The sequence below is a fragment of the Agrococcus jejuensis genome, from assembly GCF_900099705.1.
Classification (GTDB): domain Bacteria; phylum Actinomycetota; class Actinomycetes; order Actinomycetales; family Microbacteriaceae; genus Agrococcus; species Agrococcus jejuensis.
This window is the reverse complement of sequence record NZ_LT629695.1, coordinates 2,026,227-2,050,872: the sequence shown is the minus strand read 5'-3', so window position 1 is coordinate 2,050,872 and position 24,646 is coordinate 2,026,227. Positions and strand designations below refer to the sequence as shown.

The following is a 24,646-nucleotide window of genomic DNA, read 5'->3' as shown; positions in this document are numbered from 1 at the left end:
GTCGGCTCCCCTCGAGGCTCGCTTTGCTCGCACCACACGGAGCGGTTGCGAGGACCAACGGCTCCCACCACTCCCCCGCACGACTGAGGCGCCTCCCACGCACCGCGCATAGCCTGGAGCGCATGCCCGTCACCCGCCGACGCCCGACGCGGGCCGAGCTGCGCACCGACGTCCTCGTCGCCGCCGCGCTCGGACTCGTGAGCGCCGTCGTCGGCGTGCTCGGCTCGGTCGCGCAGTACATGCTCGTGCACGACGACACCCCCGCGTGGGCGTTCGTGCTCACCTCGTTCGCCATGGCCGCGCCGCTCGCCGTGCGCCGCATCTGGCCGTGGGTGCCGGCGATCCTGTCGTCGGCGCTCTACATCGTGTTCGGGCAGCTCGGCATCGTCGAGCTCACCGTCTCGCAGGTCATCATGTTCCTCGCCGTCTACTCCGTGGGCGCGTGGGATCCGAACCGTCGCCGCGCGCTGTGGGTGCGCATCGGCGTCGTCGTCGTCATGGCTGTGTGGCTCGGCTGGGCGTTCTTCACGACCCTCACGTCGGAGCCCGCGACGACCGCGGTCATCTCGCAGATGTTCATCCTCACCGCCATCAACGTCGCCTACTTCGGCGGCGCGTGGGTGTTCGGCGACCGCGCCTACACGCGTGCGCTCGAGCAGGAGGAGCTCGAGGATGCGCACGCCGAGATCGTCACCCAGCGCGACCAGCTCGCCGAGCAGGCCGTGACCCTCGAGCGGGTGCGCATCGCGCGCGAGCTGCACGACGTCGTCGCCCACCACGTCTCCGCGATGGGCGTGCAGGCCGGCGCCGCGCGCCGCACGCTGCGCACCGACGCCGACCGCGCCGAGCATGCGCTGCGCAACGTCGAGCAGTCCGCGCGCGACGCCATCGCGGAGCTGCGCACCATGGTCGTCGCCCTGCGCAGCGACGGCGACGGCGACGGCCCCATGCCGACGCTCGCCGACGTGGATGGCCTGCTCGCGACCGCGCAGGACGCCGGCCAGATCGTCGACTACCGCGTCGTCGGCGAGCCCTCGGCGGTGTCGCCGATGGCCGAGCTGACGCTCGTGCGCGTGCTGCAGGAGTCGCTCACGAACGCCCGCAAGCACGCCGGCCCGACCGCGCACGTCGACGCGCGCCTGCGCTACCGCGGCGACGTCGTGGAGGTCGAGGTCTCCGACGACGGCCACGGCGCCCCGGCTCGCGCGCTCGGCACCGGCATGGGCCTCACGGGCATGCGCGAGCGCGTCGCCGCCGTCGGCGGTTCGCTCGAGGCCGGGCCCCGCCCGACCGGCGGATGGCTCGTGCGGGCGACGCTGCCCACGCGCATCGTCGCGGCCGCCGCTGCCGAGACGGATGCGGCGACCCCGCACGCGGGTCGAGAGGCCGCCGCGTCGATCGCCGCCGCGATCGCCGCCGAACGTGACGACGTCGAGCGCGCGCTGCTCGACGCCGACGCGACGAACGACACCAGCACCCCGCATCCCGCCGCCACGAGGAGCTCCGAGTGACCCGCATCCTGCTCGTCGACGACCAGTCGCTCGTGCGCGTCGGCTTCCGCACCATCCTCGAGACCGAGCCCGGCTTCGAGGTCGTCGGCGAGGCCGCCGACGGACGCGAGGCCGTGGCGAAGGCGGCGCAGCTGCGCCCCGACGTCATCTGCATGGACGTGCAGATGCCCGTGCTCGACGGCCTCGCCGCCACGCGCGAGATCTGCGACGGCGACTCCGGCGCCTCCGTGCTCATGCTCACGACGTTCGACCGCGACGACTTCCTCTTCGAGGCCCTGCGCGCCGGCGCCTCGGGCTTCCTGCTGAAGACGGCCGAGCCCGAGCACCTCATCGACGCCATCCACGCCCTCGCCCGCGGGGATGCGCTGCTCGCGCCCGCCGTCACGCGCCGCGTCATCGAGCGCTTCGCGACGCCCGACGGCACGACTGCCCTGCCCGAGGCGGTCGAGCTCGACACCCTCACCGAGCGCGAGCGCGAGACGCTCATGCTGCTCGCCCGCGGCCACTCCAACGGCGAGATCGCCGAGCGCCTCTACGTCGGCGAGGCCACCGTGAAGACCCACGTGTCGAACGTGCTCATGAAGCTCGGCATCCGCGACCGCATCCACGCCGTCATCTGGGCGTACGAGCACGGCGTCGTGCAGGCGGGCACCGGCTCGGTGCCCACCGTCGACTGACGCCGCCGAATCCGCGGCTGAGCGGGGCGCCGAGGTCGCACTGCACCCGGCTGCGCTGTGACGGGGATTCGGCCGGCGAGCTCGGTGAGATGTGCGCGAATCCAGCCCTTCGCGGCGCTGAGCGCCACATGTGCCCGAGTTCGCGCACATTCCGCCGACCCTTGACGCGCGCCAGCACGAGTGCCACTGTGTAAGCAATCGCTTACGCAAGGAGTCGAGATGCCCGCCACTGATGCGCTCAGCCGCACCTTCGCCGCGCTGGCCGACCCCACGCGCCGCGCGATGCTCGCGCAGCTCGCCGCCGGCCCCGCGAGCGTCACCGACCTCGCCGCGCCCCACGCGATGTCGCGCCCCGCCATCTCGCAGCACCTCAAGGTGCTGCGCGACGCCGGGCTCGTCACGCAGTCGGCGCAGGCGCAGTGGCGCACGAACGCGCTGCAGCCCGAGCCCCTCGACGACGCGAGCGCCTGGGTCGCCGAGCAGCGCGCGATCTGGAGCACCCGCTTCGACCGTCTCGACGAGACCCTCGCGAGGCTCCAGGCCCAGGACCCCATGCCCGATGCAGTGCAGGAGGACGACCGATGACCGACCGCCAGTTCACCATCACGCGCACGTTCGACGCCCCGCGGGCGCTCGTCTGGCGCGCGTGGACCGACCCGACGATCGCCGCCCACTGGTGGCATCCGCACGACGTCACGACCGATCCCGCCTCCGTGCACGTCGACCTGCGCGTCGGCGGCCGCTACGGCTACGTCATGACGGGCCCCGACGGCACCGAGTACCCGACGGGCGGCACCTACCTCGAGGTGCGCGAGCCCGAGCGGCTGCGCTGCTCGTGGGGCTTCCCCGACGACCCGGTCGACGCGGCGCCCATCCTCACGATCGACCTCGTCGAGACGGCCGACGGGCGCACCGAGATGACGTTCCACGTGGCAGGCGTGGATGCGCGCGTCGGTGCCGACGACTCGGTGCACGACGGCTGGTCGCAGGCGTTCGAGCACCTCGACGTCGCGCTGGCGGGAGCCCGCTGATTGGCACCATCACGCTCGAGCAGATCGTGTCGGTCGACGGCTACGCCGCCGCGACCGACGGCAGCCTGGCCTTCTTCGACGCCGTCGAGACCGACGAGGGCGATCGCACCGACTCGTCGCAGATGCGCTGGCTCGAGAAGGACGCGGGTTCACGCCAGCCACGCTCGGCGTGCGCGGGCTGACGCTGCGGGATGTGGAGCGGCACGCGACGGGGCACGTGACGCTCGTGTACGGGGTGGGGTCGTAGCGCGGACTCCCCGCAGCTGGTCGAGGAGCGCGCGAGCCCGAAGGGCGAGCACGCGTCACGAGACCACGCGACCGCCGCTCTTGCCCAGCCATGCGCATGGTCGCGTCGAGCGGGTTCGCCGCGAGGTCTCGTGACGGCTCCTCGCCTTCGGCTCGGGGCCTCCTCGACCAGCTGGTGGGTGAGTCCTCGATCACCTGACGGGTGCCGCCCTCACCCGCTCGGCGGAGCCGCGCATCCGCCCCTCGCCGGATCCGCCCGCCACCGCCCGCCCGTAGCGTCGAAGGCATGATCCAGCTGCGAGGCATCGACAGGTCGTTCGGCACGACGCAGGTGCTGCACGACGTGTCGTTCGACATCCACCCCGGCCGCATGACGGGCTTCGTCGGCGCGAACGGCGCCGGCAAGACCACGACGATGCGCATCCTGCTCGGCGTGCTCGAGCCGAGCGCCGGCACCGTCGAGGTCGATGGCGCCCCCATGAGCGCCGACTACCGTGCCCGCATCGGCTACATGCCCGAGGAGCGCGGCCTCTACCCGAAGATGCCCGTCGACGACCAGCTCGTCTACCTCGCGCGGTTGCACGGCCTGGACGCGAAGATGGCGCGGCGGCGCGCGCTCGACCTGCTCGAGCGCCTCGGCCTCGGCGAGCGCCACCACGACACGCTCGAGTCGCTGAGCCTCGGCAACCAGCAGCGCGCGCAGATCGCCGCGGCGCTCGTGCACGACCCGGCGGCGCTCGTGCTCGACGAGCCGTTCTCGGGCCTCGACCCCATGGCCGTCGAGGTCACGCTCGAGGTTCTGCGCGACGTCGCCCGCACCGGCGCGCCCGTGCTGTTCTCGAGCCACCAGCTCGACGTCGTCGAGCGCCTGTGCGACGAGCTCGTCATCATCGGCGACGGCCGCGTGCGCGCCGCCGGCACGCGCGAGTCGATCCGCGCCGCGCACACCTCCCCCGAGTGGCGACTCGTCACGACGGGCGACGCCGGCTGGGTGCGGGATGCGCTGGGCGTCGAGGTCGTGGACCTCGCGGGCGGCGAGGTGCGCTTCACCGCCGTCGACGAGGCCGCTGCCGATCGCGTGCTGAGCCAAGCCGTCGAGCGCGGCGGCGTGCGCGCGTTCTCCCCCGTCACCCGCCCGCTGACCGAGATCTTCCAGGAGGTCGTGCGATGAGCACCGCATCCCCCACCGGCCACGTGCACGCCGCGAGCCGCGTGCCGTTCTGGCGTGCCGTCGGCATCGTCGCGCAGCGCGAGATCATGGTGAACCTGCGCTCGAAGGCGTACCTGATCTCGGCGGCGATCGTGCTGCTCGGCGCCCTCGCCGCAGTGATCTTCTCGTCGGTCGGACCGCAGCTGTTCCAATCGACGACGACCGTCGCGGTCGTGGCCGAGACCGAGGATGCGGTCGCCGACCTGCCCGACACCGAGGTGACGGTCGTCGACGACGCCGACGCGGCGCGCGACCTCGTCGCGGCCGAGGAGGTGGATGCGGCGGTGCTGCCGAGCGACGACCCGTCGGGCATCGTCGTGGTCGGCGAGCGCGAGGCGCCCGAGGGGCTCATCGCGGCGCTGTCGCTGTCGCCCGACGTCGAGCTGCTCGACCCGTCGGCGCCGAACCCCGGCATCCTCTACCTCATCAGCCTCGGCTTCGGGCTCGTGTTCATGATGGCGTCGATGTCGTTCGGCTACGGCATCGCCGGGTCGGTCGTGGAGGAGAAGCAGACCCGCATCGTCGAGATCCTGCTCGCGTCGGTGCCGGCGCGCGCGCTGCTCGCGGGCAAGATCATCGGCAACTCGCTGCTGGCGTTCGTGCAGATCGCGCTCATCGCCGCGGTCGTGCTCATCGGCGGCGCCGCGACCGACAACGCGGTGATCGTGGATGGCCTCGGCACGCCCATCGCGTGGTTCGTGCTGCTGTTCACCGTCGGGTTCGTGCTCATGGCGTCGCTGTTCGCGGCAGCTGCGGCGATGGTGTCGCGCTCCGAGGATCTCGGGTCGACGACGGGCCCGATCATGATGCTCGTGATGATCCCGTACTTCGCGATCATCCTGTTCAACTCGAACCCGCTGGCGCTGCAGATCATGTCGTACGTGCCGTTCTCGGCGCCGGTCGCGGTGCCCATGCGCGCGTACCTCGGTGCGATGGAGTGGTGGGAGGGGCTGCTGTCGTTCGGCATCGTGCTGGCGACGACGGCGCTCGTCGTGACGTTCGCGGGCCGCGTGTACGAGCGGTCGCTGCTGCGCACGGGCAAGCCGGTGAAGCTGCGCGAGGCGCTCCGCTGGCCCACCCCGCGCAGTTGAGGGTTTCGGCCCGATGTGATGTCGCATCGGGCCGAAACCCTCGACTCTGCGGGTCGGGCACGGGCGGAGGATGCATGATCGACGCATGAGCGCGACGCCCGCATCCGCCGCCGACGCGGCCGCGAGCATCCGGACGCCCGCATCGGGCTCGGCCACCGCATCCCGCGTCGTCGCCATCGACGTCGCGCGCTGGCTCGCGATCGTCGGCATGATGAGCGCCCACCTGCTGTCGTCGGTCGCCGCGTCGTGGACGGGCGGCACGGATGCGCAGGCGCACGTCGCCGACGTCGTGATCGCGGGCGCGAACGGCAACGCGTCGTCGCTCTTCGCCGTGCTCGCCGGCGTGAGCCTCGTGCTCGCGACGCGCTCGCTGCTCGCTCGCGGCGCGCGCGGCGCGGCGCTGCGCTCGGTGGTGGGGCGGGCGATCGTGGTCGGCGCCGTGGGCGTCGTGCTCGCCTCCACGGCGCCGCCGGTCTACGTCGTGCTCAACTTCCTCGCGTTCGCGATGGTCGTCGCCGCTCCGCTGCTGCTCGCGCCGAGCTGGGTCGTCGGCGCCGTCGCCGTCGCGCTGTGGCTCGGCGGCTCGCAGATCGCGCTCGCGGTGCGCGAGTGGCGGTTCGGCGAGGGCATCTACCGCGTCAGCGACGACCTCGATGGCTCGCCGTGGGCGGCACTCGTCGACCTGGTCGCGACCGGCGAGTATCCGGCGGTCACGTGGGTGCCCATGCTGGCCGTCGGCATCCTCGTCGCTCGCGCGGTGCTCGCGGCGCGCTCGACGAATCGCGCGCGCGTGCTGGGCCTCGGGCTGCTCGGCGTCGGGGCCGTCGTCGGGACCGCCGCGACCGTCGTGTCGCAGCGGGTCATGGATGCGGAGGCCGACGCGTGGGCCGCCGAGCAGGGGTTCACCGAGCTGCTGCCATGGCTGCTGCGCTTCGGCACCGGCACGCCGCCCGACGCGTCGTGGTGGTGGCAGGCGACCGCGATCCCCCACACCGGCACGATCGGCGACGTCGCCCGCGGCGTCGGCGTGGGCGTCGCCGTCATCGGGGCGCTCGTGGCGCTGCTGCCGCCCGGCTCGCGCCTGCCGCGCGCGCTCGCGCCCGTGCGCGCCGCCGGCGCGGCACCGTTCACGATCTACACGCTGCACGTGTGCGCACTGCTCGCCGCCTCAGTCGCGTGGGGCCTCGCCGGTGGCGGCGAGGTCGCGGTCGGGGCAGGCGGCGAGACGACGCTGCCGCCCTGGTACGTCGCCGGCTTCGGCATCCTCGGCCTGCACGTGCTCGGCACGCTCGTGCTCGGCGCGCTGCTCGCCAGGGCGGATGCGAAGGGCCCGCTCGAGCGGATCGCGAGCGCGGTCGCGCGCTCGTTCGCGGCGCCGCGGGACGAGTCGCTGACGCGCTGACGCGCGTCCCGATCATCAGCCCCCTTCGCGAGCTCCCTGCCAAGACCGCTCCTTGAGGTGCGAGCGCAGCGAGCCTCGAAAGGAGCCGACCCGAGGCCCCTGGATGCGCCGACCTCGTCGGGAACCCTTCGAGGCTCGCTCCGCTCGCACCTCAGGGAGCGGTGGATGGCGACCCTAGGAGCGGGAGGGACCGCGACCCTTGACCCCCTCCCGGTTCTGTGGTTCATTAGTCGAGTAATGAACCAGCGAAGCCGATCGGATGCGCACCGAGACGCCGAGCGGGATGTGCGCACATCCACCCCTCCACCCATCCACCCGAGAGGACGAGCACATGCTCGATGACGGGAAGCCGCTGTTCCAGCAGATCGCGGAGCAGCTCTCGAACGACATCCTCGACGGCACCTACCCCGAGGAGACCGCCGTGCCCTCGACGAACGAGCTCGCGCAGTTCCTGCGCATCAACCCCGCCACCGCGGGCAAGGGGCTCAACCTGCTCGTCGACGACGGCGTCCTCTACAAGAAGCGAGGCATCGGCATGTTCGTCGCCACCGGCGCTCGCGACCGTCTCGTCGAGGCGAGGACGCGCGCATTCACCCACGAGTTCATCGCACCCATGCTGCGCGAGGCAGCCAAGCTCGGCATCACGCCCGGCCAGCTCGCGCACCTCATCCAGGAGGAGTCGGCATGACCGCCGTCATCGAGACCACGGGTCTCTCCAAGCACTACCCGAAGGGCGTGCGCGCGCTCGACGACGTGTCGATCGCGCTCGAGCCGAACCGCATCCACGCCCTGCTGGGCCGCAACGGCGCCGGCAAGACCACGCTCATGCAGCTGCTCACGGGGCAGCTGATCGCGACGAGCGGCGACATGCGCGTGCTCGGCGGCCACCCGTTCGAGAACGCGCAGGTGCTGTCGCAGACGTGCTTCATCCAGGAGTCGCAGAAGTACCCGGATGGGTTCCGCGCCCAGGACGTGCTCGCCGTCGCCCGCACGCTGCACCCGCAGTGGGATGCGGACTTCGAGCGTCGGCTCGTGGCGGACTTCCGCCTGCCGACCGATCGGCAGATCAAGAAGCTCTCGCGCGGCCAGCTGTCGGCGATCGGCATCGTCGTGGGCCTCGCATCCCGCGCGCCGGTGACGTTCTTCGACGAGCCGTACCTCGGCCTCGACGCCGTCGCCCGACAGCTGTTCTACGACCACCTGCTGGCCGACTTCGCCGAGCATCCCCGCACGATCCTGCTGTCGACGCACCTGATCGACGAGGTCGCGAACCTGCTCGAGCACGTCGTCGTCATCGACGAGGGCCGCGTGCTCATCGACGCCGACGCCGACGAGCTGCGCGGCCGCGCGTACGACGTCTCCGGACGTGCCGACGCCGTCGCCGCCTACGTCGACGGCCGCGAGGTCGTGGCGCAGCAGCGCCTCGGCGGCCTCGCGAACGCCACCGTCATCGGCCCCATCGATGCCGCAGCCCGAGCCGAGCTCGACGCCGCCGGCCTCACGACGAGCCCCGTCTCTCTGCAGGCACTCGTCGTGCACCTCACCCGCACCCCCGAGCTCGCCACCGCGAGCCTCTGAGAGGAGCACGACATGTTCCGCACCGCATCCGTCATCCGCCTGCACACCCAGCAGCGCTTCAACACCTTCGTGCTACCGTTCATCATCCTCGGCATCGCCCTCGCGGTCGTGCTCGCGATCGGCGTCATCGCCAACCTGAGCGTCGACGACCCGTCGGAGCTCGACGGCATGCACCAGGGCATGCAGTGGAACGGCGCCGTCTTCTCGGTGCTCGGCCCGCTCATGGGCTTCGGGTTCACGGCGATGCTGCAGATCTTCCCGCTGTCGCTCGGCCTCGGCATCACGCGTCGCGAGTTCGCCGCGGGCACGCTCGCGGTGTTCGGCATCATCGCGGCCTTCTTCACGACCGCGATCACGATCCTGAAGTCGATCGAGCAGGCAACCGACGGCTTCGGCCTGCGCATCCGCATGTTCGACGTCGTCTACGTCGGCACGGGCGACTGGTGGCAGACGGCGGTGCAGACGTTCCTGCTGCTGCTCATGGCGATGTTCCTCGGCGCCGCCGTCTCGACCGTGTACCTGCGGTGGGGGCAGCGCGGCCTGTGGATCGCGCTCACGTCGCTCGCGCTCGTGCCGTTCCTGCTCGTCTCGATCGCGCTCGTGGTGCCGGGGATGATGGAGCAGGTCTTCATCGCCCTCGGCTCGGTGCCGTGGATCGGATGGATGGGCATCGTCGCGGTCGTCGCCGTGCTCGCCGCCGGCGCGTGGGTGCTGCTGATCCGCAGGGCTCCGGTGCGCTGACCCGCGCTCTGCTCGCTCGCGCTACGCGCACGCCCCGCCACCGTCTCCGGTGGCGGGGCGTCGTGCGTGCTCCCGACTGGGCAGTAGATGCGCTCGAGTGGGCAGTAGATGTCGTCGATCGACCGCATTCACGACATCAAGTGCCCAGTCTTCGCTCAGCGCTTCGTCGCCGCCAGCCGGTCGAGCGCCTCGGCGCGCTCCTCCTTGTGGTCGAGGATGCGCTCGGGATAGCCGTCGCGATAGCCGTCGTCGACCTTCCACGGCTCGTGCACCGCGCCGCCGCCCACGTGCCGCAGCTCGGGGATCCACCGCCGCACGTACTCGCCCTCGGGGTCGAACCGCTGACCCTGCAGCACGGGGTTGAACACGCGGAAGTACGGCGCGGCATCCGTGCCCGTGCCCGCCGTCCACTGCCAGCCGTGGTTGTTGGATGCGACGTCGCCGTCGACGAGGTGGTCGAGGAAGTGGCGGGCACCGTGCGGCCACCACACGTGCAGGTCCTTCACGAGGAACGAGGCGGTGAGCATGCGCACGCGATTGTGCATCCACCCCTCGGCGAGCAGCTGCCGCATGCCCGCATCCACCATCGGGAACCCCGTGCGGCCCTCGCGCCACGCGTCGAACGCGTCGCCCGGTTCGTCGTAGGCCATGCCGTCGAGCGCGTCGGTGAGGTCGTGCCAGTCGCTCTTCGGCGCGTGCCACAGCACGTCGGCGTAGAACTCGCGCCAGGCGAGCTCGGTGCGGTAGCGCAGCAGCGACTGCATGCGCTTGCCCGTGCGGCCGCGCGCGCGGCGCTCGAGGTCGGCGAGCATCGTGCGCGGATGGATGGTGCCCCACTTGAGGTGCGCCGACATGCGGCTGGTCGTGTCGTCGCCGGGTCGGTCGCGGCCGTCGTCGTAGTCGTCGAGGTCGTCGTCGAGGAAGGCATGCCACCGCTCGAGGGCCGCCTCCTCGGAGATGGTCGGGATGTCGGCGTCGATCGCCGGCGCCTCGGGCACCTCGTCGGTCTCCACGAGCCGACACCAGCGCAGTCCCTCGGGGTCGTCGGCCGGGGCACGCCATCCGTGCTCGAGCCACGCCTTCGAGAAGGGCGTGAACACCTTGTAGCGGTCGCCGGATCCGTTGCGCACGCGGCCGGGGGTGACGGCGTACGGGCTGCCGGTCTCGACCCACGCGACGTCCTTCGCCTCGAGCGCCTCCTGCACGCGCGCGTCGCGGCGGCGGCCATAGGGGAAGGTCTCGCTGCTCACGTGCACGGCGGTCGCGTCGACCTCCTTCGCGAGCTGCGGCAGGATGCGGGCCGGGTCGCCCGTGCGCACCACGAGCGCGCCGTCGGTCGCGCGCCGCAGGTGGGCGAGAGCGTCGGCGAGCGCGGCGGTGCGCACGTCGCCGGCCGTGCCGAGCAGCGTGCGGTCGAGGATGAAGACGGGCAGCACGTCGCCCTCGGTCGCGGCGGCACCGAGCGCGGGGTGGTCGCCGAGCCGCAGGTCGCGGCGGAACCAGAGGATCTGTCGAGGCATCCCTCTCACCGTACGGATGCGCTCGAGTGCGCGGTGCGGGCTTGACGCGGTCTCCGGAGACGACGACTGGGCAGTAGATGTCGTGAAACCAGCCTCGCAGCGACATCTCGTGCCCACTCGAGCGCATCTACTGCCCAGTCAGGCATCTACTGCCCAGTCAGGTGCGGGATGCGGGGCGCGGGCGGGGTCGGCTAGCCTGGCCGCATGGGAACGATGTACGCGATCCGCATCCGCCGCGCCTGAGCGCGGGCCGATCCCCTCTTCGCTCGGCTCGTCGCCGACCGCCGGTCGCCGGCTGCAGCAGCATGCTGCGCCCGCACCCGCGGTCCGCACGCTCGGTCGCGGCACCTCGTGCTGCCACCGCCACCCACGAGCCTCGCGGAGCCTCCCATGTCCCGGCATCCTCGCCGACGCGCCGATCGCGGCGCCCCCGACCACCGAGCGTCGCAGCCTGACCGCGGCCGCCGACCGCACGACCGCGGCGGCGAGCCCGGCGACCACCGGCGCAGCCCATCCGGCGACCGCCGCACCCCCACCTCCGGGGCGCGGCCGGCGCAGCCGCCGACCGCATCCCGCCACGCGCCCGGCAGGCACGAGCTCGGGCAGAGCTTCCTCGTCGACCGCGCAGCCGTGCGTCGCATCGTCGACCTCGTCGCCGAGACCGACGGCCCGATCGTCGAGATCGGCACGGGCGACGGCGCCATCACGCAGCCGCTCGCACGCCTCGGCCGACCCATCCGCGGCCTGGAGCTCGACGCTCGCCGCGCGGCTCGGCTCGACGCGCGCACGCCCGGCCACGTGCGCATCGAGCACGCCGACGCGCTCGAGCACCGCTTCGACGCGCGCCCGCACGTCGTGGTGTCGAACCTGCCGTTCCACCTCACGACCGCGCTGCTGCGGCGCCTGCTGCGCGCGCCGGGGTGGACGGATGCGGTGCTCGTGGCGCAGTGGGAGGTCGCGCGCCGCCGCGCGGGCGTCGGCGGGTCGACGCAGCTGACGGCGCAGGCGGCGCCGTGGTTCGACTTCGCGCTCGACCGGCGCATCCCGCGGTCGGCGTTCCGCCCGATGCCCGCGGTCGACGCGGGTCTCTTCACGGTGAGTCGGCGGCCCGACCCCGGCATCCGCTCACGCGCCGGCTACGAGCGGATGGTGGCCGACGTGTTCGGCGCATCCGGCCGGGGCCTCGCGCGCATGCTCGCGCAGGCGCGCGCGCTGCGGCTCGACGATGCGAAGGCGTGGATGGGCGCTCGCGGCATCGCGCGCGACGCATCCCCGACGGCGCTGACGCGCGACGACTGGATCGCGCTGTGGCGAGCGAGCGGCGGCCGGTGACGCCCGAGAGGAGTGGTCACTTGTTGCCGCCCCAGACGGCGTGTCGCGTGCATCAAGCGACCACTCGTCGACCAGAGGTGACCACTCACCGGCAGGAGGTGACCACGCCCTCGAGGAATCGCTACGAGAACGCCGCCACGATGTCGATCACCGCGGGCGCGAGCACGACGATGAAGAGCACGGGGAGGATGCAGAGCATCACAGGCATGAGCACCTTCACCGGCACCTTCTGCGCCTCTTCCTCGGCGCGCTGGCGACGCTTGAGGCGCATCTCGCCGGCCTGCGTGCGCAGCACGTCGGTCACCGAGATGCCGTAGGCGTCGGCCTGCAGGATCGCGCGCACGAACTGCCGCAGATCGGCGACCTGGGTCCGCTCTGCGAGCTGCTCGAACGCCTCGCGGCGCGAGCGGCCCATGCGGATCTCCTGCAGCGTGCGCGTGAGCTCGTCGGCGAGCGGGCCGTCGCCGTTGCCCGCCGTGCGCGACATCGCCGCATCGAATCCGAGGCCCGCCTCGACGGCGATGAGCATCTGGTCGAGCGTGTCGGGCAGCTCCTTCTGGATGCGCTGGTCGCGCTCCTGTCCGCGGCTGAGCAGCAGCAGCTCGGGCAGGAAGTAGACGATGACGGAGCCGAGGAGCACCACGAGCACCAGCAGCGGTGCGGGCCGGCCGACGAGCACGAGCACGATCAGCACGAGCGCGATCGGCACCCACGCGAGCTTGAGCGCGAGCAGCCGTTCGATGGGCGCGCCCGCGGGACGTCCGGCGCGCGAGTGCTGCCGGTCGAGCATCGAGAGCACGGCCGTGGGTGTGAGCCGCACGGCGAGCGGCGCCTCGGTCGGGCGAGCCTTCGGCGTCGACGCCGCGACCTCGGCGGCGATCGCACCGCGCTGCAGGTTCGCGAGCGTGCGGGTGCGCTCGGCGGTCGAGAACGACGTGAGCGCGAGCACGGCGACGACGAGCGAGCCGGCGACGAGCGCGCATCCCACGAGCACGAGCGGGTCCATCAGAGCTCGATCTCGACGGTCTTGCGCAGCCAGAGGCCACCGACGACGAACATCAGCACCGCGAGGCCGATGAGCACAGGACCGAACGGATGCTCGACGAACGGCGCGAGATACCTCGGATTCGAGATCGCGACGAAGCCGGTGACGCCGACGGGCAGGATCATGAGGATGATCGCCGAGAGGCGACCCTCTGCCGACAGCGCAGCGACCTGACGCCGCAGCATGCCGCGCTCGCGGATGGTGGCGGCGACGCCCTCGAGCACCTCCGACAGGCTGCCGCCGACCTCGCGGTTGATGGCGATGGCCTGCGTCGCCCACTTGAAGTCGACGTTCGCCATGCGGTCGGCCGCCTCCTCGAGCGCGTCGACCACGGGGCGGCCGACGCGGGTCTCGTTCACGACGCGCGTGAGCTCGCTGCTCGTCGGCTCCTCAGCCTCCTTCGCGACCGACGCGAGCGCCTGCATGAGGCTCTGGCCCGCGCGCAGGCTCGACGACATGAGCTGCAGCGTGCCGCCGAGCTGGTTCGCGAACTCGGTGCGGCGCTTCGCGACGCGCGAGCGCACGACGAGCCAGGCGATGCCCACGGCGCCGGCCCCGAGCGGCAGCGCCAGGATGCCGCCGCCGAGCACGACCACGAGCGCGGCGATCACGAGGGCACCGAAGAGCACGAGCAGCGCGAAGTCCTGCGGCCGCATGCGGATGCCGGCGAGGTCGAGCGACTGCGCCAGCGCGCCGGCGCGCGGCTGGATCGCCTTCGACATGAGGTTGGAGGCGAGGTCCGCGGCACCCGAGAGCGCACCCTCGCCCTCGGCGACGCCGGGGCGGCGCCGCGAGCGGGCGAGGCGCACGCGGAACGGCTGCAGCACGACGAGCACGGCGACGGCGATGCCGACGGCGACCACGATCGCGCCGACGAGCGCGGCGGTCACCAGGCGCCCTTCGCCGCCCGCACGGGCGGGTCGAACGTGCCGGGCGGGATGACGATGCCGTGGTCCTCGAAGCGTTCGGCGAAGCGCGGGCGCACGCCCGTCGCGATGGGCGACCCGAGGAAACGGCCCTGCGCATCCACGCCGGCCGAGAAGTCGAACACGAAGACGTCCTGCATCGTCACGAGCTCGCCCTCCATGCCCTGCACCTCGGTGACGGCCGTGATGCGGCGCGTGCCGTCACGCAGCCTCGAGAGCTGCACGACGACGTCGACGGCCGACGCGATCTGCTCGCGGATGGCGCGCAGCGGCAGGTCCATGCCGGCCATGAGCACGAGGGTCTCGAGGCGGGCGACGGCGTCGCGCGGCGAGTTCGAGTGCACGGTCGAGAGCGAGCCGTCGTGGCCCGTGTTCATGGCTTGCAGCATGTCGAGCGTCTCGCCGCCGCGCACCTCGCCGACGACGATGCGGTCGGGGCGCATGCGGAGGCTGTTGCGCACGAGGTCGCGGATCGTGACCTCGCCCTTGCCCTCGACGTTCGCGGGACGCGACTCGAGGCGCACGACGTGGTCCTGCTGCAGCTGCAGCTCGACGGCGTCCTCGATCGTGATGATGCGCTCGTCGTCGGGGATGCACGACGACAGCACGTTGAGCAGCGTCGTCTTGCCCGTGCCGGTGCCGCCCGAGACGATGATGTTGAGGCGCGCCTCGACGCAGGCGCGCAGGAACTCGGCCATCTGCGGCGTCAGCGTGCCGAAGCGGATGAGGTCGTCGACGACGAGCGGGTCGCGCGAGAACTTGCGGATGGTGAGGGTCGAGCCCGAGAACGCGAGCGGCGGGATGACGGCGTTGACGCGCGAGCCGTCCTCGAGGCGCGCGTCGACCATGGGCGACGACTCGTCGATGCGGCGGCCGACGCGCGTGACGATGCGCTCGATGACGCGGCGCAGCTGGTCCTCCGACGTGAAGCGCACGCCGGAGAGGGTGAGGCGGCCGTGCTGCTCGACGTAGACCATGTCGGGGCCGTTGACCATGATCTCGCTGACGGTGTCGTCGTCGAGCAGGCGCTGCAGCGGGCCGAGGCCCAGCACGTCGTCGCGCACCTCGGCCATGAGGCGCTGGCGCTCGTCGGTCGTGAGCGGCGTGGGCTCGGCCTCGACGACGGCACCGAGCTCCTCGCGCACGAGCGCGTGCAGCTGCGCCTCCGTGAGCGAGGGGTCGTTGAGGCGCGTGCCGATGCGGGCGAAGAGGGCATCGGCAGCGCGTGCCTTGACGCGCTGCAGGCCATCGGCATCGGGCGCCGGTGCCGAGGGCGCGTGGGTGCGCTCGGCGAGCGTCTGGCGGTGCTCGACGTCGGGCAGGGATGCGGGCGCGGCGGCCTGCGGCACGCTCGGCGCCGCGAGCGGAGCGGGAGCCTGCAGTGGCGCCGCGGGCGCGGCCTCGTCGCCGCGCGCGGCGGCGAGCCGGTTCGCGAGGGAGGTCATGCCGCAGCCCGGTGACGGCCGCTCGAGCGGCGCTCGTCGACCTCGCGGTAGTACGCGACGAGCGTGGCGAGGCGACGGGCGACGGCGTCACGCGGCTTGCCGGCCATGATCGGCACGCCCATGTTCATCGCGGCCGTCGCGGCCTTCGAGTGCGGGATCGTGAGGTCGACCTTCGACCCGATGGTCGCCTCGACGTCACGCACGCTGAGCCCGTTGCCGGGGTTCGCGAAGTTCAGCACCACCTGGCGGGCGTGGGTGAGCATCCCGAGCTCGCGCAGCGTCGCCATCTCCTTCGCGAGGCCGCGCGCGCCGGGCACGTCGAACGTCGTGAGCAGCAGCGGGTCGGTCGTGTGGTCGAGCGCCGCGAGCGTCGTGGCGTCGAGGCCGGGCGCGGTGTCGAGCACGACGTGGCGGAACTGGCGCGAGAGCGCCGTGATGACGGCGGCGACCTGGTCGGGCGTCACGACGTCGGCACCCGCTGGGGTCGCGGGCGCGCAGAGCACCGACAGTCCCGAGGAGTGCTGCGTCAGTCGCGTCTTGAGCGCGATGGGGTCGCGCACGGCCTGCGCCCGCACGACGTCGTCGATGGCGTACTCGGGGTCGAGCCCGAGGGCCGTCGCGACGTCGCCGAACTGCAGGTCGAGGTCGACGAGCACGACGGATCCGGGATCGGCGAGCGCGAGGCCCACGGCGAGGTTCGTCGAGATCGTGGTCTTGCCGGCGCCGCCCTTGGGCGACAGCACCGAGAGCACGCGACCGGGCGTCTCGAGCGTCGTCGCCTCGATGCCTGCGACGACGGGGGCGGCGTACCGCATCCGCATGCTGTCGGCCACGCGCTCGAGCACGGTGCGCAGCGCGGCGACGTCGGTCGTGGGCGGCAGCACGTCGCGCACGCCGGCGCGCATGGCGTCGAGCGACAGCACGTCGGGATCGCCCACGAGCACGACGCCCGTGCCGGGCAGCTCGACGTCGATGCGGGCGGCGAGCGCGATGGCCTCGCGCGACGACCGCGTGGCGTCGACGACGAGGACCTCGGGCTGCGACGGCGCCGCGGCGAGCGCCAGCAGGTGCCGCGGATCCGTGGGCAGCGGTTGCGCGGGCACGGCGATGCACGTGCCGCCGGAGGCGTCGTGCACGCGTGCGTGCAGCTCGGGGGAGTCGGAGACGAGCAGGACCGCGGTCATCGGATGACCTCCGTGATGACGCCCGGGCCGTCGGCGGCGCCCTCGGGCTCGAGGGAGAGGTAGAGGAGCTCGTACTCGGCCGAGTACACGAGCTGCTGGGCCGCGGTCGCGTCGACGGCGAGCGTGATCGAGATCATCGGCTGGGCGGCCTGCTCGGTCTGCTCGCCGGTCTCGGCGTTCGTCGTGGTGGAGGCGCCGCCTGCGATGGCGACGACGAGCACGCGGTGCTGCACGAGGCGCGTCGCGGGGTTGAGCGGGTCGCCGTCGGAGACGAAGACGCCCACGCGGTCGCCGGCCTGCACGTCGCCGCCGACGACGCGGCGCGCCTCGAGGTCGAACGTCAGCAGGTGCATGCCCTCGGGCACCTCGACGGCGCCGCCGAGGTCGTCGGGCGCCGCGAAGCGGCTCGCGAGCAGCTGCTCGCCCACGACGAGGTCCGACGTGGCGACCTGGTCGGCGATGTCACCGAGGTCGGTGAGCGCGCCGGGCGCGACCGCGGAGGCGGGCAGCTCGTCGAGCTCGACGGCGTCGGCGATCGCCGACGCCGGCGTGCCCTGGGCGATGGGCTCGACGACGACGAGCACCGGGGTGGGCTCGAGTCCGGCCATGGCGCGGGCGTCGGCGCCGGATGCGTAGGAGAACGTCACGACGCCTCCCACGATCGCGAGCACGAGCGCCGACGCGATGACGAGCACGCGACGGATCATGGTCTCTCCTCTGGAAGCACGAGCTGCACGCGCGGGTCGCCGATGGGCGGGGCGCCGGGGCCGTACTCGAAGTCGTCGGATGGGGAGTCGATGCCGAGCTCGAGCTCGAAGCTGAGGTCGAGGCACCGAGGGTCGGGATTGAGCAGCGTCGGCGGGCACGGGTTGGGGTTCGACCGGATGCCGTTGCCGAGGTTGTAGCCGTGGATCGTGACGGCGACGAACGCGTAGATGCGGAACTGGTTCGTGCGCGTGAGGTTGTTGAGTCGGATCTCGCTGTAGACCGGCAGGTAGAGGGTCTCGCCGAGATACTGGGCGAAGTTCGGCGGCTGGCAGGCCGCAGGGGCGTTCGTCTGCGGGTACTGCGACACCCACGCGCCGACCTCGACGACGGTGCTCCCGCATCCGGGGCCGGCGAGGAAGCCGAAGGGCAGGGTCTGGAGCAGCCCCGAGAGCCCGAGCGACGACACCAGCGCCCCGGGGCAGACCGTGACGTTGAGGCCGACCGACCTCAGGAGCGACCGCTGCCCGGCCACGGGCAGGTCGACGCCGACGATGCGCCCGGTGAGGTCACGGACGACGTTCGTGCCCACCGCGGCGGCGAGCGCGCACCACGAGATCGCGAGCGGCGGGTCGACGGTGCCGCGCTCGGGGTAGCCCCAGCGCGCGCCGGACGTCGCGCTGAGCTGGGAGGAGTCGATGCCGGCGACGGGGCCGAAGAAGTGGTCGCGCGTCGAGGTCGTCGTGACCTCGACGTAGCCCTCGGTGCGGTCGATGACGTCGACCGTGGCGTAGGCGGGGTCGACGAGCGGCGCGTTGGCCGTCGCCATGTCCTGCGCCGCGAGCGCGTTGGTGGTGTTCGTGCACACCTGGCGCGAGCACTGCGTCGCGATGGCGAGCGCCGCCGCGTCGGCGCCGGTCTGCAGGCGCTGGCGGTCGACCTGCACGAGCCCGACGTCGATGCCGAGGGCGCCGACGACGAGCAGGGGCACGATGAGCAGCGCCACCCAGGTGGCGGCTGCGCCGCGGTCGCGGCGCGCGCGGGTCAGCCTCCGCATCGCATGGTCCCTCGTCCGGTGAGCTCGATGGCGCCGAGGCCGCCGAGCAGCTGGTGGTCGACCGTGATGGTCACGGTGACGCGGTCGCCGATCAGGCACGTGATGGGGCTGATGGCGATGTTCGACGGCTGCAGCGTGACGCTGGGCGTCGCCGTGGCGATGGCCGCCTCGCGCGCGGCGGCCGCGCGGTCGGGAAGCGTCGAGATGGCGGCGATGCGCACCGCCTCACGGGCGGACGCGTCGAGCACCGACTGGATGTGCAGCGCGTAGCCGAAGGCGAGGATGCCGAGCGTCAGGGCGACGAGCACGGGCAGCACGATCGCGAACTCGACCGCGACCGCTCCCCGGTCCCTCGCCTCGCGCAGCGCACGAGTGCGAAGTGCACGCACGACGACCTCCTCCGATGGCGTGCGATGCCGAAAACGGTGGATGCGGCGGCAGACCTTCAGGCCCGCCGCCGCATCCGACGATGGAGCGGTGACTAGCCGTCGGTACCGGCCGGCGCGCCGCCACCCTGGAGGGCGGTGAGCACCTCGCCGAACATCGTGTTCAGCTGCTCGCCGAGGAGGAAGACGGCGGTGATGATCGCGACGGCGATGAGGCCGACGAGGAGGCCGTACTCGACGGCGGTGGCGCCGCGGTCGGAGGCGGAGAAGCGGTCTGCGATGCGGCCCTGGATGGCCTGCAGTGCTGCGAACATGGTGGGTTCCTATCGGGTCGGGTTCCGTGCCTGGCCGCACGGTCTGCGAGATGACTTCAGGTGGAGCGCATTTGCGTCTCCCGCAATTCGAGGAGTTTGGCAAGAGTTCGGCGTGCGAACCTGAATGCGAACTGTGAACATGCCCGGCGAGTGCTGCGAGTCGCGAAATCGTCCCCCGTGGACACTTCGAACGTTCGAATTGTCCACAGGGTTACAGGTTGCGCAGGATTTCCCCAGCGGCACGTTCTAAGGTGTCGCCTCATGCCCGAGAAGGACCCTGCGCAGAGCCGACGACCGTCGCTGCGCGAACGCAAGAAGCTGCACACGCGCCGCACCATCGCCGACGCCGCCTTCGGACTCGCCGTCGAGCACGGCGTCGACGGCGTGCTGGTCGAGGAGATCGCCGAGCGCGCCTTCGTGTCGCCGCGCACGCTGTCGAACTACTTCCCGTCGAAGGAGGCCGCGATCGTCGCCGCCGGCGAGGACGACCTCGGCGTGCTCACCGCGGCGCTGCGCGACCGCCCCGACGACGAGGCACCGCTCGCATCCCTGCGCACGCTGCTCGTCTACGGCGTGCGCTCGTGGACGCCCGAGCAGCTCGAGGCGCTGCGCATCAAGGAGCGGCTCATCGACGCGTACCCGACGCTGCTGCCGCACCGCATGGCGCAGTACGACGCGCTCGAGGACGCCATCCGCGTCGCCGTCGCCGAGCGGATGGGGCTCGACGCCGAGACCGAGGCGCACCCCCGACTCGTCGCCGGCGCCGCCGCGAGCGTCGTGAAGACCGCCGTGCGCGTGTGGGTGCGGCAGGAGGGCGACGAGCCGACGATCGGCGACCTCGTCGCGGCGGGCTTCGCCGACCTCGAGACGGGCCTGACCGAGGACTGATCCACGACCGGCTCGCTGCGATGCCCGCTCCTTGAGGTGCGAGCGCAGCGAGCCTCGAAGGGTGCCCGTCGAGGACGCGCCTCGAGCGAGCCGCACCGTCGACGGCAACGCACCCCGCAAGATGGAACCCGTGCCCCTCGCCGTCGCCCTCGCCGCCCTCGCGTGCGGCGCCGCGGCCTGGGCGCTGACCCCGTGGGCGCGTCGCCTCGTCGAGTCGGACTCCCGCTGGCTCCACCGCGCGATCCCGACGGCCTTCGGCGTCGCCGGCGGCGCTGCTGCCGTGCTCGCGGCCACGAGCCCCGCGCATGCCGTGGGCCTCGGCATCCTCGGCATCGCGTGCGCGCTGCTCGCCCCCGTCGACCTCGCGACCGAGCGGCTGCCCGACGCGCTCGTGCTGCCGGCGCTCGGCGGACTGCTCGCATCCCTCGTCGTCGCATCCGCGATCACGGGCGACTGGGCCCGGCTCGGCACCGCGGTGCTCGCGGCGCTCGCCGCCGGTCTCGGCTACTTCGCGCTCGCGTGGATCTCGCCGTCGAGCATGGGCCTCGGCGACGTGAAGCTCGCGGTGCCGCTGGGCCTCGCGCTCGGGTGGCACGGGTGGCTCGTGCTGCTCGTCGGCGTGCTCGCCGCGTTCGTGCTGCTGCTCGTCGTGGCCGTCGTGCTGCTCGTCGTCCGGCGCTCGATCCGGGGCGTGCAGGTGCCGTTCGGACCGCTCATGATGCTCGGCGCGGCCGCCGCGATCGCGTGGGCGACGCTGCGCTGACGCCGTCGCAGAGGTCACGGAGGCTCGCGACACGCCGTGGCGAGCCTCCTCATGTGAACGCTTGGTAACGACCTCGTCGCGATCCGGCCTCGGGGCTGTGCGAATCCATAGGCTGGGCGCATCCCTGACCTTCAGACTGAGGATCACTCACTCATGACTCGATCGAACGTGCGCCGCGGCGCCGTCTCGGCCGTCGCCGCTGCCGGAGCCATCGCGCTCGGCCTCGGCGTCGCGGCACCGGCGTCCGCAGAGCCGACGCCAGCAGGCACCACCGTCGACCTGCTCTCCATCACGGACTTCCACGGCGCGCTGCGCACCGCGCCGAACATCGCGCAGCAGGTCGCGGACTTCCGTCTCGCCAACCGGGACACGGTCTTCTCGTCGGTCGGCGACTCGATCGGCGGCTCGACCTTCGAGTCCGCGATCGACGCGGACGAGCCCACGATCCAGGCGCTCAACGACGCCGGCCTGCAGGTCTCGGCCGTCGGCAACCACGAGTTCGACCAGGGCTTCGACGACCTCGTCGACCGCGTCGTGCCGCTCGCCGACTTCCCCTACCTCGCAGCGAACGTCGAGGGGCAGACCGACCTCGACGGCGTCGAGATCATCACGACCTTCAACGACGTGCGCGTCGCCTACATCGGCACCGTCACGCAGCAGACGCCCTCCATCGTGAGCGAGTCCGGCGTCGCCGGCCTCACGTTCACCGACCCGGTGGCCGTGACGAACCAGATCGCAGACCAGCTCGTCCTCACCGACCAGGCCGACGTGATCGTCGCTCTCGCTCACGAGGGCTCGGGCGTCGTCGCGAGCGGCTTCAACACCAACGTCGACGTCGCCTTCACCGGTCACTCCCACGAGGAGAACGTCCAGACGACGCCGAACGGCGTCACCGTCGTGCAGTCGTCGTCGTCGGGTGCTCGCCTCGGCCACGTCGCGCTGACCGTCGCGGAGGACGGCACCGTCACGGTGCAGACCGCTGAGAACCGATCGGTCACCTCGCTCACGCAGCGCCAGGCCGACGGCCTCGACCCCATCGGGGCCGGCTTCGAGCCGACGACGACGGCGACCGTCCGTGCCGCGTTCGACTACGCCCGCCCCATCGGCGCAGAGGTCATCGGCGAGCTCGGTGCTCCGTTCCTCGCGCCCTCGCCGACGGGTCAGCCGAACTCCGGCACCCCGCAGCACCGCGGGTCGGAGTCGCCGCTGAGCAACCTCATCGCGGAGATCGCCTACCTGACGGCCAACGACGGCGGCCTCGGCGCCGACTTCGGCATCATCAACCCGGGCGGCATCCGCGCCGACCTCGTGCCCAACGCCGACGGCGACATCACCTTCCGTCAGGCGTTCAACGTGACGTCGTTCAGCAACCTGATCGGCACGCTCGACCTCACGGGCGCGCAGGTCGACCTGATGCTCGAGCAGCAGTTCCTCGGCCAGGGCTCGCGCCCGGTGCTCGCGCTCGGCCTCTCGCCGCAGCTCAGCTACCTGTACGACCCGACCGCTCCGATCGGCGACCGGGTCACCGACGTCTTCGTGAACGGCGCCCCCGTCGACACCGAGGCCACCTACACCGTCGCCTCCAACGTGTTCCTGCTCGAGGGCCAGGACGGCTTCACCGTCTTCGACTCGGGCACGAACCCGCAGGCGCTGGCAGCCGGCACGATCGACTGGGAGGCGACGGCGGACTTCTTCCGTGACCGCCTCGCCGCTGGCGAGGAGCCGCTCGTCCCGACGTACCTGCAGCAGTCGGTGGGCCTCCACGAGGTCACGTCGCTCGACCAGGTCTTCGCGCCGGGCGACGAGATCACGGTCGACCTGTCGTCGCTGTCGTTCACGAGCACCGAGCCGAAGCCGGCCGAGGTCGTCGCGACCGTCGGCGGCCTGACGCTGCCCGCGACGGCGGGCGAGACGCTTCCCGGCACCACGGCGGGCGACCTCGTCGTGCCTGCGGCCGCACCGGGAACCGTGCTCGCCACCGTGCCGGTCGACAACGCGATCACCTGCACCGGCACGTGCGCACCCAACCCTGCGACCGGGCTCGTCGAGGGCAACGACAACGAGATGGGCCGCGCGTCCGTCACGATCGCCGTGCCCGCAGACACCGAGGACGGCCCCTTCTCGGTGCGCTACGCATGGAGCGCCGACGGCCAGTTCACGCAGTTCATCGAGCTGACGGTCAACGTCGCAGCCGACGTCGCCCCGCCGACCGAGGAGCCCTCGCCCTCGCCGACGGCTCCGACGCCGACGACGCCCCCGACGGCTCCGCCCGTCGCGGGTGGCGGCCAGGGCGAGCTGCCGCAGACCGGCGCCGAGCTCGCCGGCCCGGCCGTCGCGCTCGCAGCGCTGCTGCTCGCACTGGGCCTCGGCCTCGTGCTGCGTCGCCGTCGCACGGTCTGACGCACCCACCGATCGAAGGCGGTCCCGACTCGCGTCGGGGCCGCCTTCGGCGTTCTCGGCCTCCGTCGTCGCCGAGCGCACCGCGGAACCGAGAGGATGGATGCGTGCAGCAGATCCACGACACCAGCATCCGCACGTTCGCGAGCGACAACTACGCCGGCGTGCACCCCGCGGTGCTCGCCGCGATCGCGACGGCGAACGAGGGCCACGTCGTCTCGTACGGCCTCGACCCGTACACGGCGCGGCTGCAGGAGGTCGTGCGCGGCCACCTCGGACCGCAGGCCGAGGCGTTCCCCGTGTTCAACGGCACGGGCGCGAACGTGCTGGCGCTGCAGTCGAGCCTGCCGCGCTGGGGCGCCGTCATCTGCGCGACCGGGGCGCACATCAACGTCGACGAGGGCGGCGCGCCCGAGCGCGTCGGCGGCCTCAAGCTGCTCGCGGTGCCGACGCCCGACGGCAAGCTGACGCCCGAGCTCGTCGACCGCGAGGCGTGGGGCTTCGGCGACGAGCACCGCGCGCAGCCCGGCATCGTGTCGATCACGCAGTCGACCGAGTTCGGCACGCTCTACTCGGTCGACGAGATCCGCGCGCTCGCCGACCACGCGCACGACAAGGGCATGCTGCTGCATGTCGACGGCGCCCGCATCGCCAACGCCGCCGCGGCGCTCGACCTGCCGCTCGGCGCCTTCCTCACCGACGCGGGCGTCGACATCCTGTCGCTCGGCGGCACGAAGGACGGCGCGCTCGGCGCCGAGGCCGTCGTGACGCTGTCGGAGCGTGCGGGCGAGGGCCTGACGTACCTGCGCAAGCTCGACATGCAGCTCGCGTCGAAGATGCGCTTCCTGTCCGCCCAGCTGCTCGCGCTGTACGACGGCGACGTGTGGCTGTCGAACGCGCGGCATGCGAACGCGATGGCGGCGCGCCTGCGCGCGGCGCTCGAGGGCGTCGACGGCGTGGACTTCGTGCAGCCGACCCAGTCGAACGGCGTCTTCGCGCACCTGCCGGCCGGCGTCGCCGACCGCGTGCGCGAGTCGTTCATGTTCTACGACTGGAACGGCGAGTCGGGCGAGGTGCGCTGGATGTGCTCGTGGGACACGACGGAGTCCGACGTCGACGCCTTCGCCGCGGCGGTGCGCGCGGCGGTCGCGGCGGCGTAGCCCGGCGTCGTCCGAGGGGCCGCGCTGCATCCGTCGA

General features: G+C 72.4%; 25 protein-coding genes. 16 read left to right on the top strand and 9 right to left on the bottom strand.

Annotated elements, in window-relative coordinates; all coding sequences use genetic code 11:
• Positions 1-122: 122 nt before the first annotated feature.
• The 11 genes from BLQ67_RS09645 (at position 123) to BLQ67_RS09600 (ending at position 9,487) form a co-directional block, all read left to right on the top strand.
• The gene (locus BLQ67_RS09645; protein WP_092504584.1) at positions 123-1,511 is read left to right on the top strand and encodes a sensor histidine kinase; all 1,389 of its coding nucleotides are present in this window, start codon (positions 123-125) and stop codon (positions 1,509-1,511) included.
• Positions 1,508-2,188: a response regulator gene (locus tag BLQ67_RS09640; RefSeq protein ID WP_092504582.1), complete on the top strand. Its 681-nt coding sequence runs from the start codon at positions 1,508-1,510 to the stop codon at positions 2,186-2,188. The genes BLQ67_RS09645 and BLQ67_RS09640 overlap by 4 nt, the downstream gene beginning before the upstream one ends.
• Before the next feature lie 219 nt (positions 2,189-2,407).
• Positions 2,408-2,773 carry an ArsR/SmtB family transcription factor gene (locus BLQ67_RS09635; RefSeq protein WP_092504580.1) on the top strand — a complete coding sequence of 122 codons (366 nt, stop codon included), beginning with the start codon at positions 2,408-2,410 and terminating at the stop codon, positions 2,771-2,773.
• The gene (locus BLQ67_RS09630) at positions 2,770-3,219 is read left to right on the top strand and encodes an SRPBCC family protein (RefSeq protein ID WP_092504578.1); all 450 of its coding nucleotides are present in this window, start codon (positions 2,770-2,772) and stop codon (positions 3,217-3,219) included. Before BLQ67_RS09635 ends, BLQ67_RS09630 begins: the two co-directional genes overlap by 4 nt.
• 26 nt (positions 3,220-3,245) lie before the next feature.
• Positions 3,246-3,401 carry a hypothetical protein gene (locus BLQ67_RS16410; RefSeq protein ID WP_157674780.1) on the top strand — a complete coding sequence of 52 codons (156 nt, stop codon included), beginning with the start codon at positions 3,246-3,248 and terminating at the stop codon, positions 3,399-3,401.
• Between the two features lie 350 nt (positions 3,402-3,751).
• Positions 3,752-4,636, top strand: a complete 885-nt coding sequence (locus tag BLQ67_RS09625; protein WP_092504576.1) for an ABC transporter ATP-binding protein — start codon at positions 3,752-3,754, stop codon at positions 4,634-4,636.
• Entirely contained in the window at positions 4,633-5,766 is a 1,134-nt protein-coding gene (locus tag BLQ67_RS09620) for an ABC transporter permease (protein ID WP_092504574.1), read from the top strand. Before BLQ67_RS09625 ends, BLQ67_RS09620 begins: the two co-directional genes overlap by 4 nt.
• Before the next feature lie 85 nt (positions 5,767-5,851).
• Positions 5,852-7,168, top strand: a complete 1,317-nt coding sequence (locus BLQ67_RS09615) for a heparan-alpha-glucosaminide N-acetyltransferase domain-containing protein (RefSeq protein WP_157674778.1) — start codon at positions 5,852-5,854, stop codon at positions 7,166-7,168.
• Between the two features lie 331 nt (positions 7,169-7,499).
• Positions 7,500-7,856, top strand: a complete 357-nt coding sequence (locus BLQ67_RS09610) for a GntR family transcriptional regulator (RefSeq protein ID WP_092504570.1) — start codon at positions 7,500-7,502, stop codon at positions 7,854-7,856.
• Positions 7,853-8,746 (top strand): ABC transporter ATP-binding protein, encoded by an 894-nt coding sequence (locus BLQ67_RS09605; RefSeq protein WP_092504568.1) that lies wholly within the window; start codon positions 7,853-7,855, stop codon positions 8,744-8,746. Before BLQ67_RS09610 ends, BLQ67_RS09605 begins: the two co-directional genes overlap by 4 nt.
• A 12-nt stretch (positions 8,747-8,758) precedes the next feature.
• On the top strand, positions 8,759-9,487 hold the full coding sequence (locus BLQ67_RS09600; protein WP_092504566.1) for a hypothetical protein: 729 nt from the start codon (positions 8,759-8,761) through the stop codon (positions 9,485-9,487).
• Between the two features lie 155 nt (positions 9,488-9,642).
• Here the strand turns inward: BLQ67_RS09600 and BLQ67_RS09595 are convergent, their stop codons facing one another.
• Positions 9,643-11,007 (bottom strand): cryptochrome/photolyase family protein, encoded by a 1,365-nt coding sequence (locus BLQ67_RS09595; RefSeq protein WP_092504564.1) that lies wholly within the window; start codon positions 11,005-11,007, stop codon positions 9,643-9,645.
• 390 nt (positions 11,008-11,397) lie between these two features.
• On the opposite strand from BLQ67_RS09595, the gene erm reads away from it, so the two are divergent.
• Entirely contained in the window at positions 11,398-12,339 is a 942-nt protein-coding gene (gene erm / locus BLQ67_RS09590) for a 23S ribosomal RNA methyltransferase Erm (RefSeq protein ID WP_092504562.1), read from the top strand.
• Between the two features lie 121 nt (positions 12,340-12,460).
• Here the strand turns inward: erm and BLQ67_RS09585 are convergent, their stop codons facing one another.
• From BLQ67_RS09585 to BLQ67_RS09550, 8 genes are all read right to left on the bottom strand, one after another.
• Positions 12,461-13,345, bottom strand: coding sequence for a type II secretion system F family protein (locus tag BLQ67_RS09585; RefSeq protein ID WP_092504560.1), 885 nt, complete (start codon positions 13,343-13,345; stop codon positions 12,461-12,463).
• A complete protein-coding gene (locus BLQ67_RS09580) occupies positions 13,345-14,274 on the bottom strand; it encodes a type II secretion system F family protein (protein WP_092504559.1) in 930 nt (309 codons plus the stop codon). The genes BLQ67_RS09585 and BLQ67_RS09580 overlap by 1 nt, the downstream gene beginning before the upstream one ends.
• Positions 14,271-15,755: a CpaF family protein gene (locus BLQ67_RS09575; RefSeq protein WP_092504557.1), complete on the bottom strand. Its 1,485-nt coding sequence runs from the start codon at positions 15,753-15,755 to the stop codon at positions 14,271-14,273. The genes BLQ67_RS09580 and BLQ67_RS09575 overlap by 4 nt, the downstream gene beginning before the upstream one ends.
• Positions 15,752-16,939 carry an AAA family ATPase gene (locus BLQ67_RS09570; RefSeq protein ID WP_092504555.1) on the bottom strand — a complete coding sequence of 396 codons (1,188 nt, stop codon included), beginning with the start codon at positions 16,937-16,939 and terminating at the stop codon, positions 15,752-15,754. Before BLQ67_RS09570 ends, BLQ67_RS09575 begins: the two co-directional genes overlap by 4 nt.
• The gene (gene cpaB, locus BLQ67_RS16405) at positions 16,936-17,646 is read right to left on the bottom strand and encodes a Flp pilus assembly protein CpaB (protein WP_157674777.1); all 711 of its coding nucleotides are present in this window, start codon (positions 17,644-17,646) and stop codon (positions 16,936-16,938) included. The genes BLQ67_RS09570 and cpaB overlap by 4 nt, the downstream gene beginning before the upstream one ends.
• Positions 17,643-18,701 (bottom strand): Tad domain-containing protein, encoded by a 1,059-nt coding sequence (locus BLQ67_RS09560; protein WP_092504553.1) that lies wholly within the window; start codon positions 18,699-18,701, stop codon positions 17,643-17,645. The genes cpaB and BLQ67_RS09560 overlap by 4 nt, the downstream gene beginning before the upstream one ends.
• Positions 18,689-19,090, bottom strand: a complete 402-nt coding sequence (locus tag BLQ67_RS09555) for a TadE/TadG family type IV pilus assembly protein (RefSeq protein WP_231945017.1) — start codon at positions 19,088-19,090, stop codon at positions 18,689-18,691. Before BLQ67_RS09555 ends, BLQ67_RS09560 begins: the two co-directional genes overlap by 13 nt.
• 92 nt (positions 19,091-19,182) lie before the next feature.
• Entirely contained in the window at positions 19,183-19,401 is a 219-nt protein-coding gene (locus BLQ67_RS09550) for a Flp family type IVb pilin (protein WP_092504551.1), read from the bottom strand.
• A 261-nt stretch (positions 19,402-19,662) separates the two neighbouring features.
• Between BLQ67_RS09550 and BLQ67_RS09545 the strand changes: the two genes are divergently transcribed.
• From BLQ67_RS09545 to BLQ67_RS09530, 4 genes are all read left to right on the top strand, one after another.
• Entirely contained in the window at positions 19,663-20,289 is a 627-nt protein-coding gene (locus BLQ67_RS09545) for a TetR/AcrR family transcriptional regulator (RefSeq protein WP_092504549.1), read from the top strand.
• 61 nt (positions 20,290-20,350) lie between these two features.
• On the top strand, positions 20,351-21,052 hold the full coding sequence (locus tag BLQ67_RS09540; protein ID WP_231945016.1) for a prepilin peptidase: 702 nt from the start codon (positions 20,351-20,353) through the stop codon (positions 21,050-21,052).
• A 153-nt stretch (positions 21,053-21,205) separates the two neighbouring features.
• Positions 21,206-23,452, top strand: coding sequence for a bifunctional metallophosphatase/5'-nucleotidase (locus tag BLQ67_RS09535; RefSeq protein ID WP_092504547.1), 2,247 nt, complete (start codon positions 21,206-21,208; stop codon positions 23,450-23,452).
• A 104-nt stretch (positions 23,453-23,556) separates the two neighbouring features.
• Positions 23,557-24,609, top strand: coding sequence for a threonine aldolase family protein (locus tag BLQ67_RS09530; RefSeq protein ID WP_092504545.1), 1,053 nt, complete (start codon positions 23,557-23,559; stop codon positions 24,607-24,609).
• Positions 24,610-24,646 lie beyond the last annotated feature (37 nt).

Coding starts and splice junctions, on each gene's coding strand:
- BLQ67_RS09645 (WP_092504584.1), top strand. CDS start 123: ATGCCCGTCACCCGCCGACGCCCGACGCGGGCCGAGCTGCGCACCGAC.
- BLQ67_RS09635 (WP_092504580.1), top strand. CDS start 2,408: ATGCCCGCCACTGATGCGCTCAGCCGCACCTTCGCCGCGCTGGCCGAC.
- BLQ67_RS09630 (WP_092504578.1), top strand. CDS start 2,770: ATGACCGACCGCCAGTTCACCATCACGCGCACGTTCGACGCCCCGCGG.
- BLQ67_RS09625 (WP_092504576.1), top strand. CDS start 3,752: ATGATCCAGCTGCGAGGCATCGACAGGTCGTTCGGCACGACGCAGGTG.
- BLQ67_RS09620 (WP_092504574.1), top strand. CDS start 4,633: ATGAGCACCGCATCCCCCACCGGCCACGTGCACGCCGCGAGCCGCGTG.
- BLQ67_RS09615 (WP_157674778.1), top strand. CDS start 5,852: ATGAGCGCGACGCCCGCATCCGCCGCCGACGCGGCCGCGAGCATCCGG.
- BLQ67_RS09610 (WP_092504570.1), top strand. CDS start 7,500: ATGCTCGATGACGGGAAGCCGCTGTTCCAGCAGATCGCGGAGCAGCTC.
- BLQ67_RS09605 (WP_092504568.1), top strand. CDS start 7,853: ATGACCGCCGTCATCGAGACCACGGGTCTCTCCAAGCACTACCCGAAG.
- BLQ67_RS09600 (WP_092504566.1), top strand. CDS start 8,759: ATGTTCCGCACCGCATCCGTCATCCGCCTGCACACCCAGCAGCGCTTC.
- BLQ67_RS09595 (WP_092504564.1), bottom strand. CDS start 11,007: ATGCCTCGACAGATCCTCTGGTTCCGCCGCGACCTGCGGCTCGGCGAC.
- erm (WP_092504562.1), top strand. CDS start 11,398: ATGTCCCGGCATCCTCGCCGACGCGCCGATCGCGGCGCCCCCGACCAC.
- BLQ67_RS09585 (WP_092504560.1), bottom strand. CDS start 13,345: ATGGACCCGCTCGTGCTCGTGGGATGCGCGCTCGTCGCCGGCTCGCTC.
- BLQ67_RS09575 (WP_092504557.1), bottom strand. CDS start 15,755: ATGACCTCCCTCGCGAACCGGCTCGCCGCCGCGCGCGGCGACGAGGCC.
- BLQ67_RS09570 (WP_092504555.1), bottom strand. CDS start 16,939: ATGACCGCGGTCCTGCTCGTCTCCGACTCCCCCGAGCTGCACGCACGC.
- cpaB (WP_157674777.1), bottom strand. CDS start 17,646: ATGATCCGTCGCGTGCTCGTCATCGCGTCGGCGCTCGTGCTCGCGATC.
- BLQ67_RS09560 (WP_092504553.1), bottom strand. CDS start 18,701: ATGCGGAGGCTGACCCGCGCGCGCCGCGACCGCGGCGCAGCCGCCACC.
- BLQ67_RS09550 (WP_092504551.1), bottom strand. CDS start 19,401: ATGTTCGCAGCACTGCAGGCCATCCAGGGCCGCATCGCAGACCGCTTC.
- BLQ67_RS09545 (WP_092504549.1), top strand. CDS start 19,663: ATGCCCGAGAAGGACCCTGCGCAGAGCCGACGACCGTCGCTGCGCGAA.
- BLQ67_RS09535 (WP_092504547.1), top strand. CDS start 21,206: ATGACTCGATCGAACGTGCGCCGCGGCGCCGTCTCGGCCGTCGCCGCT.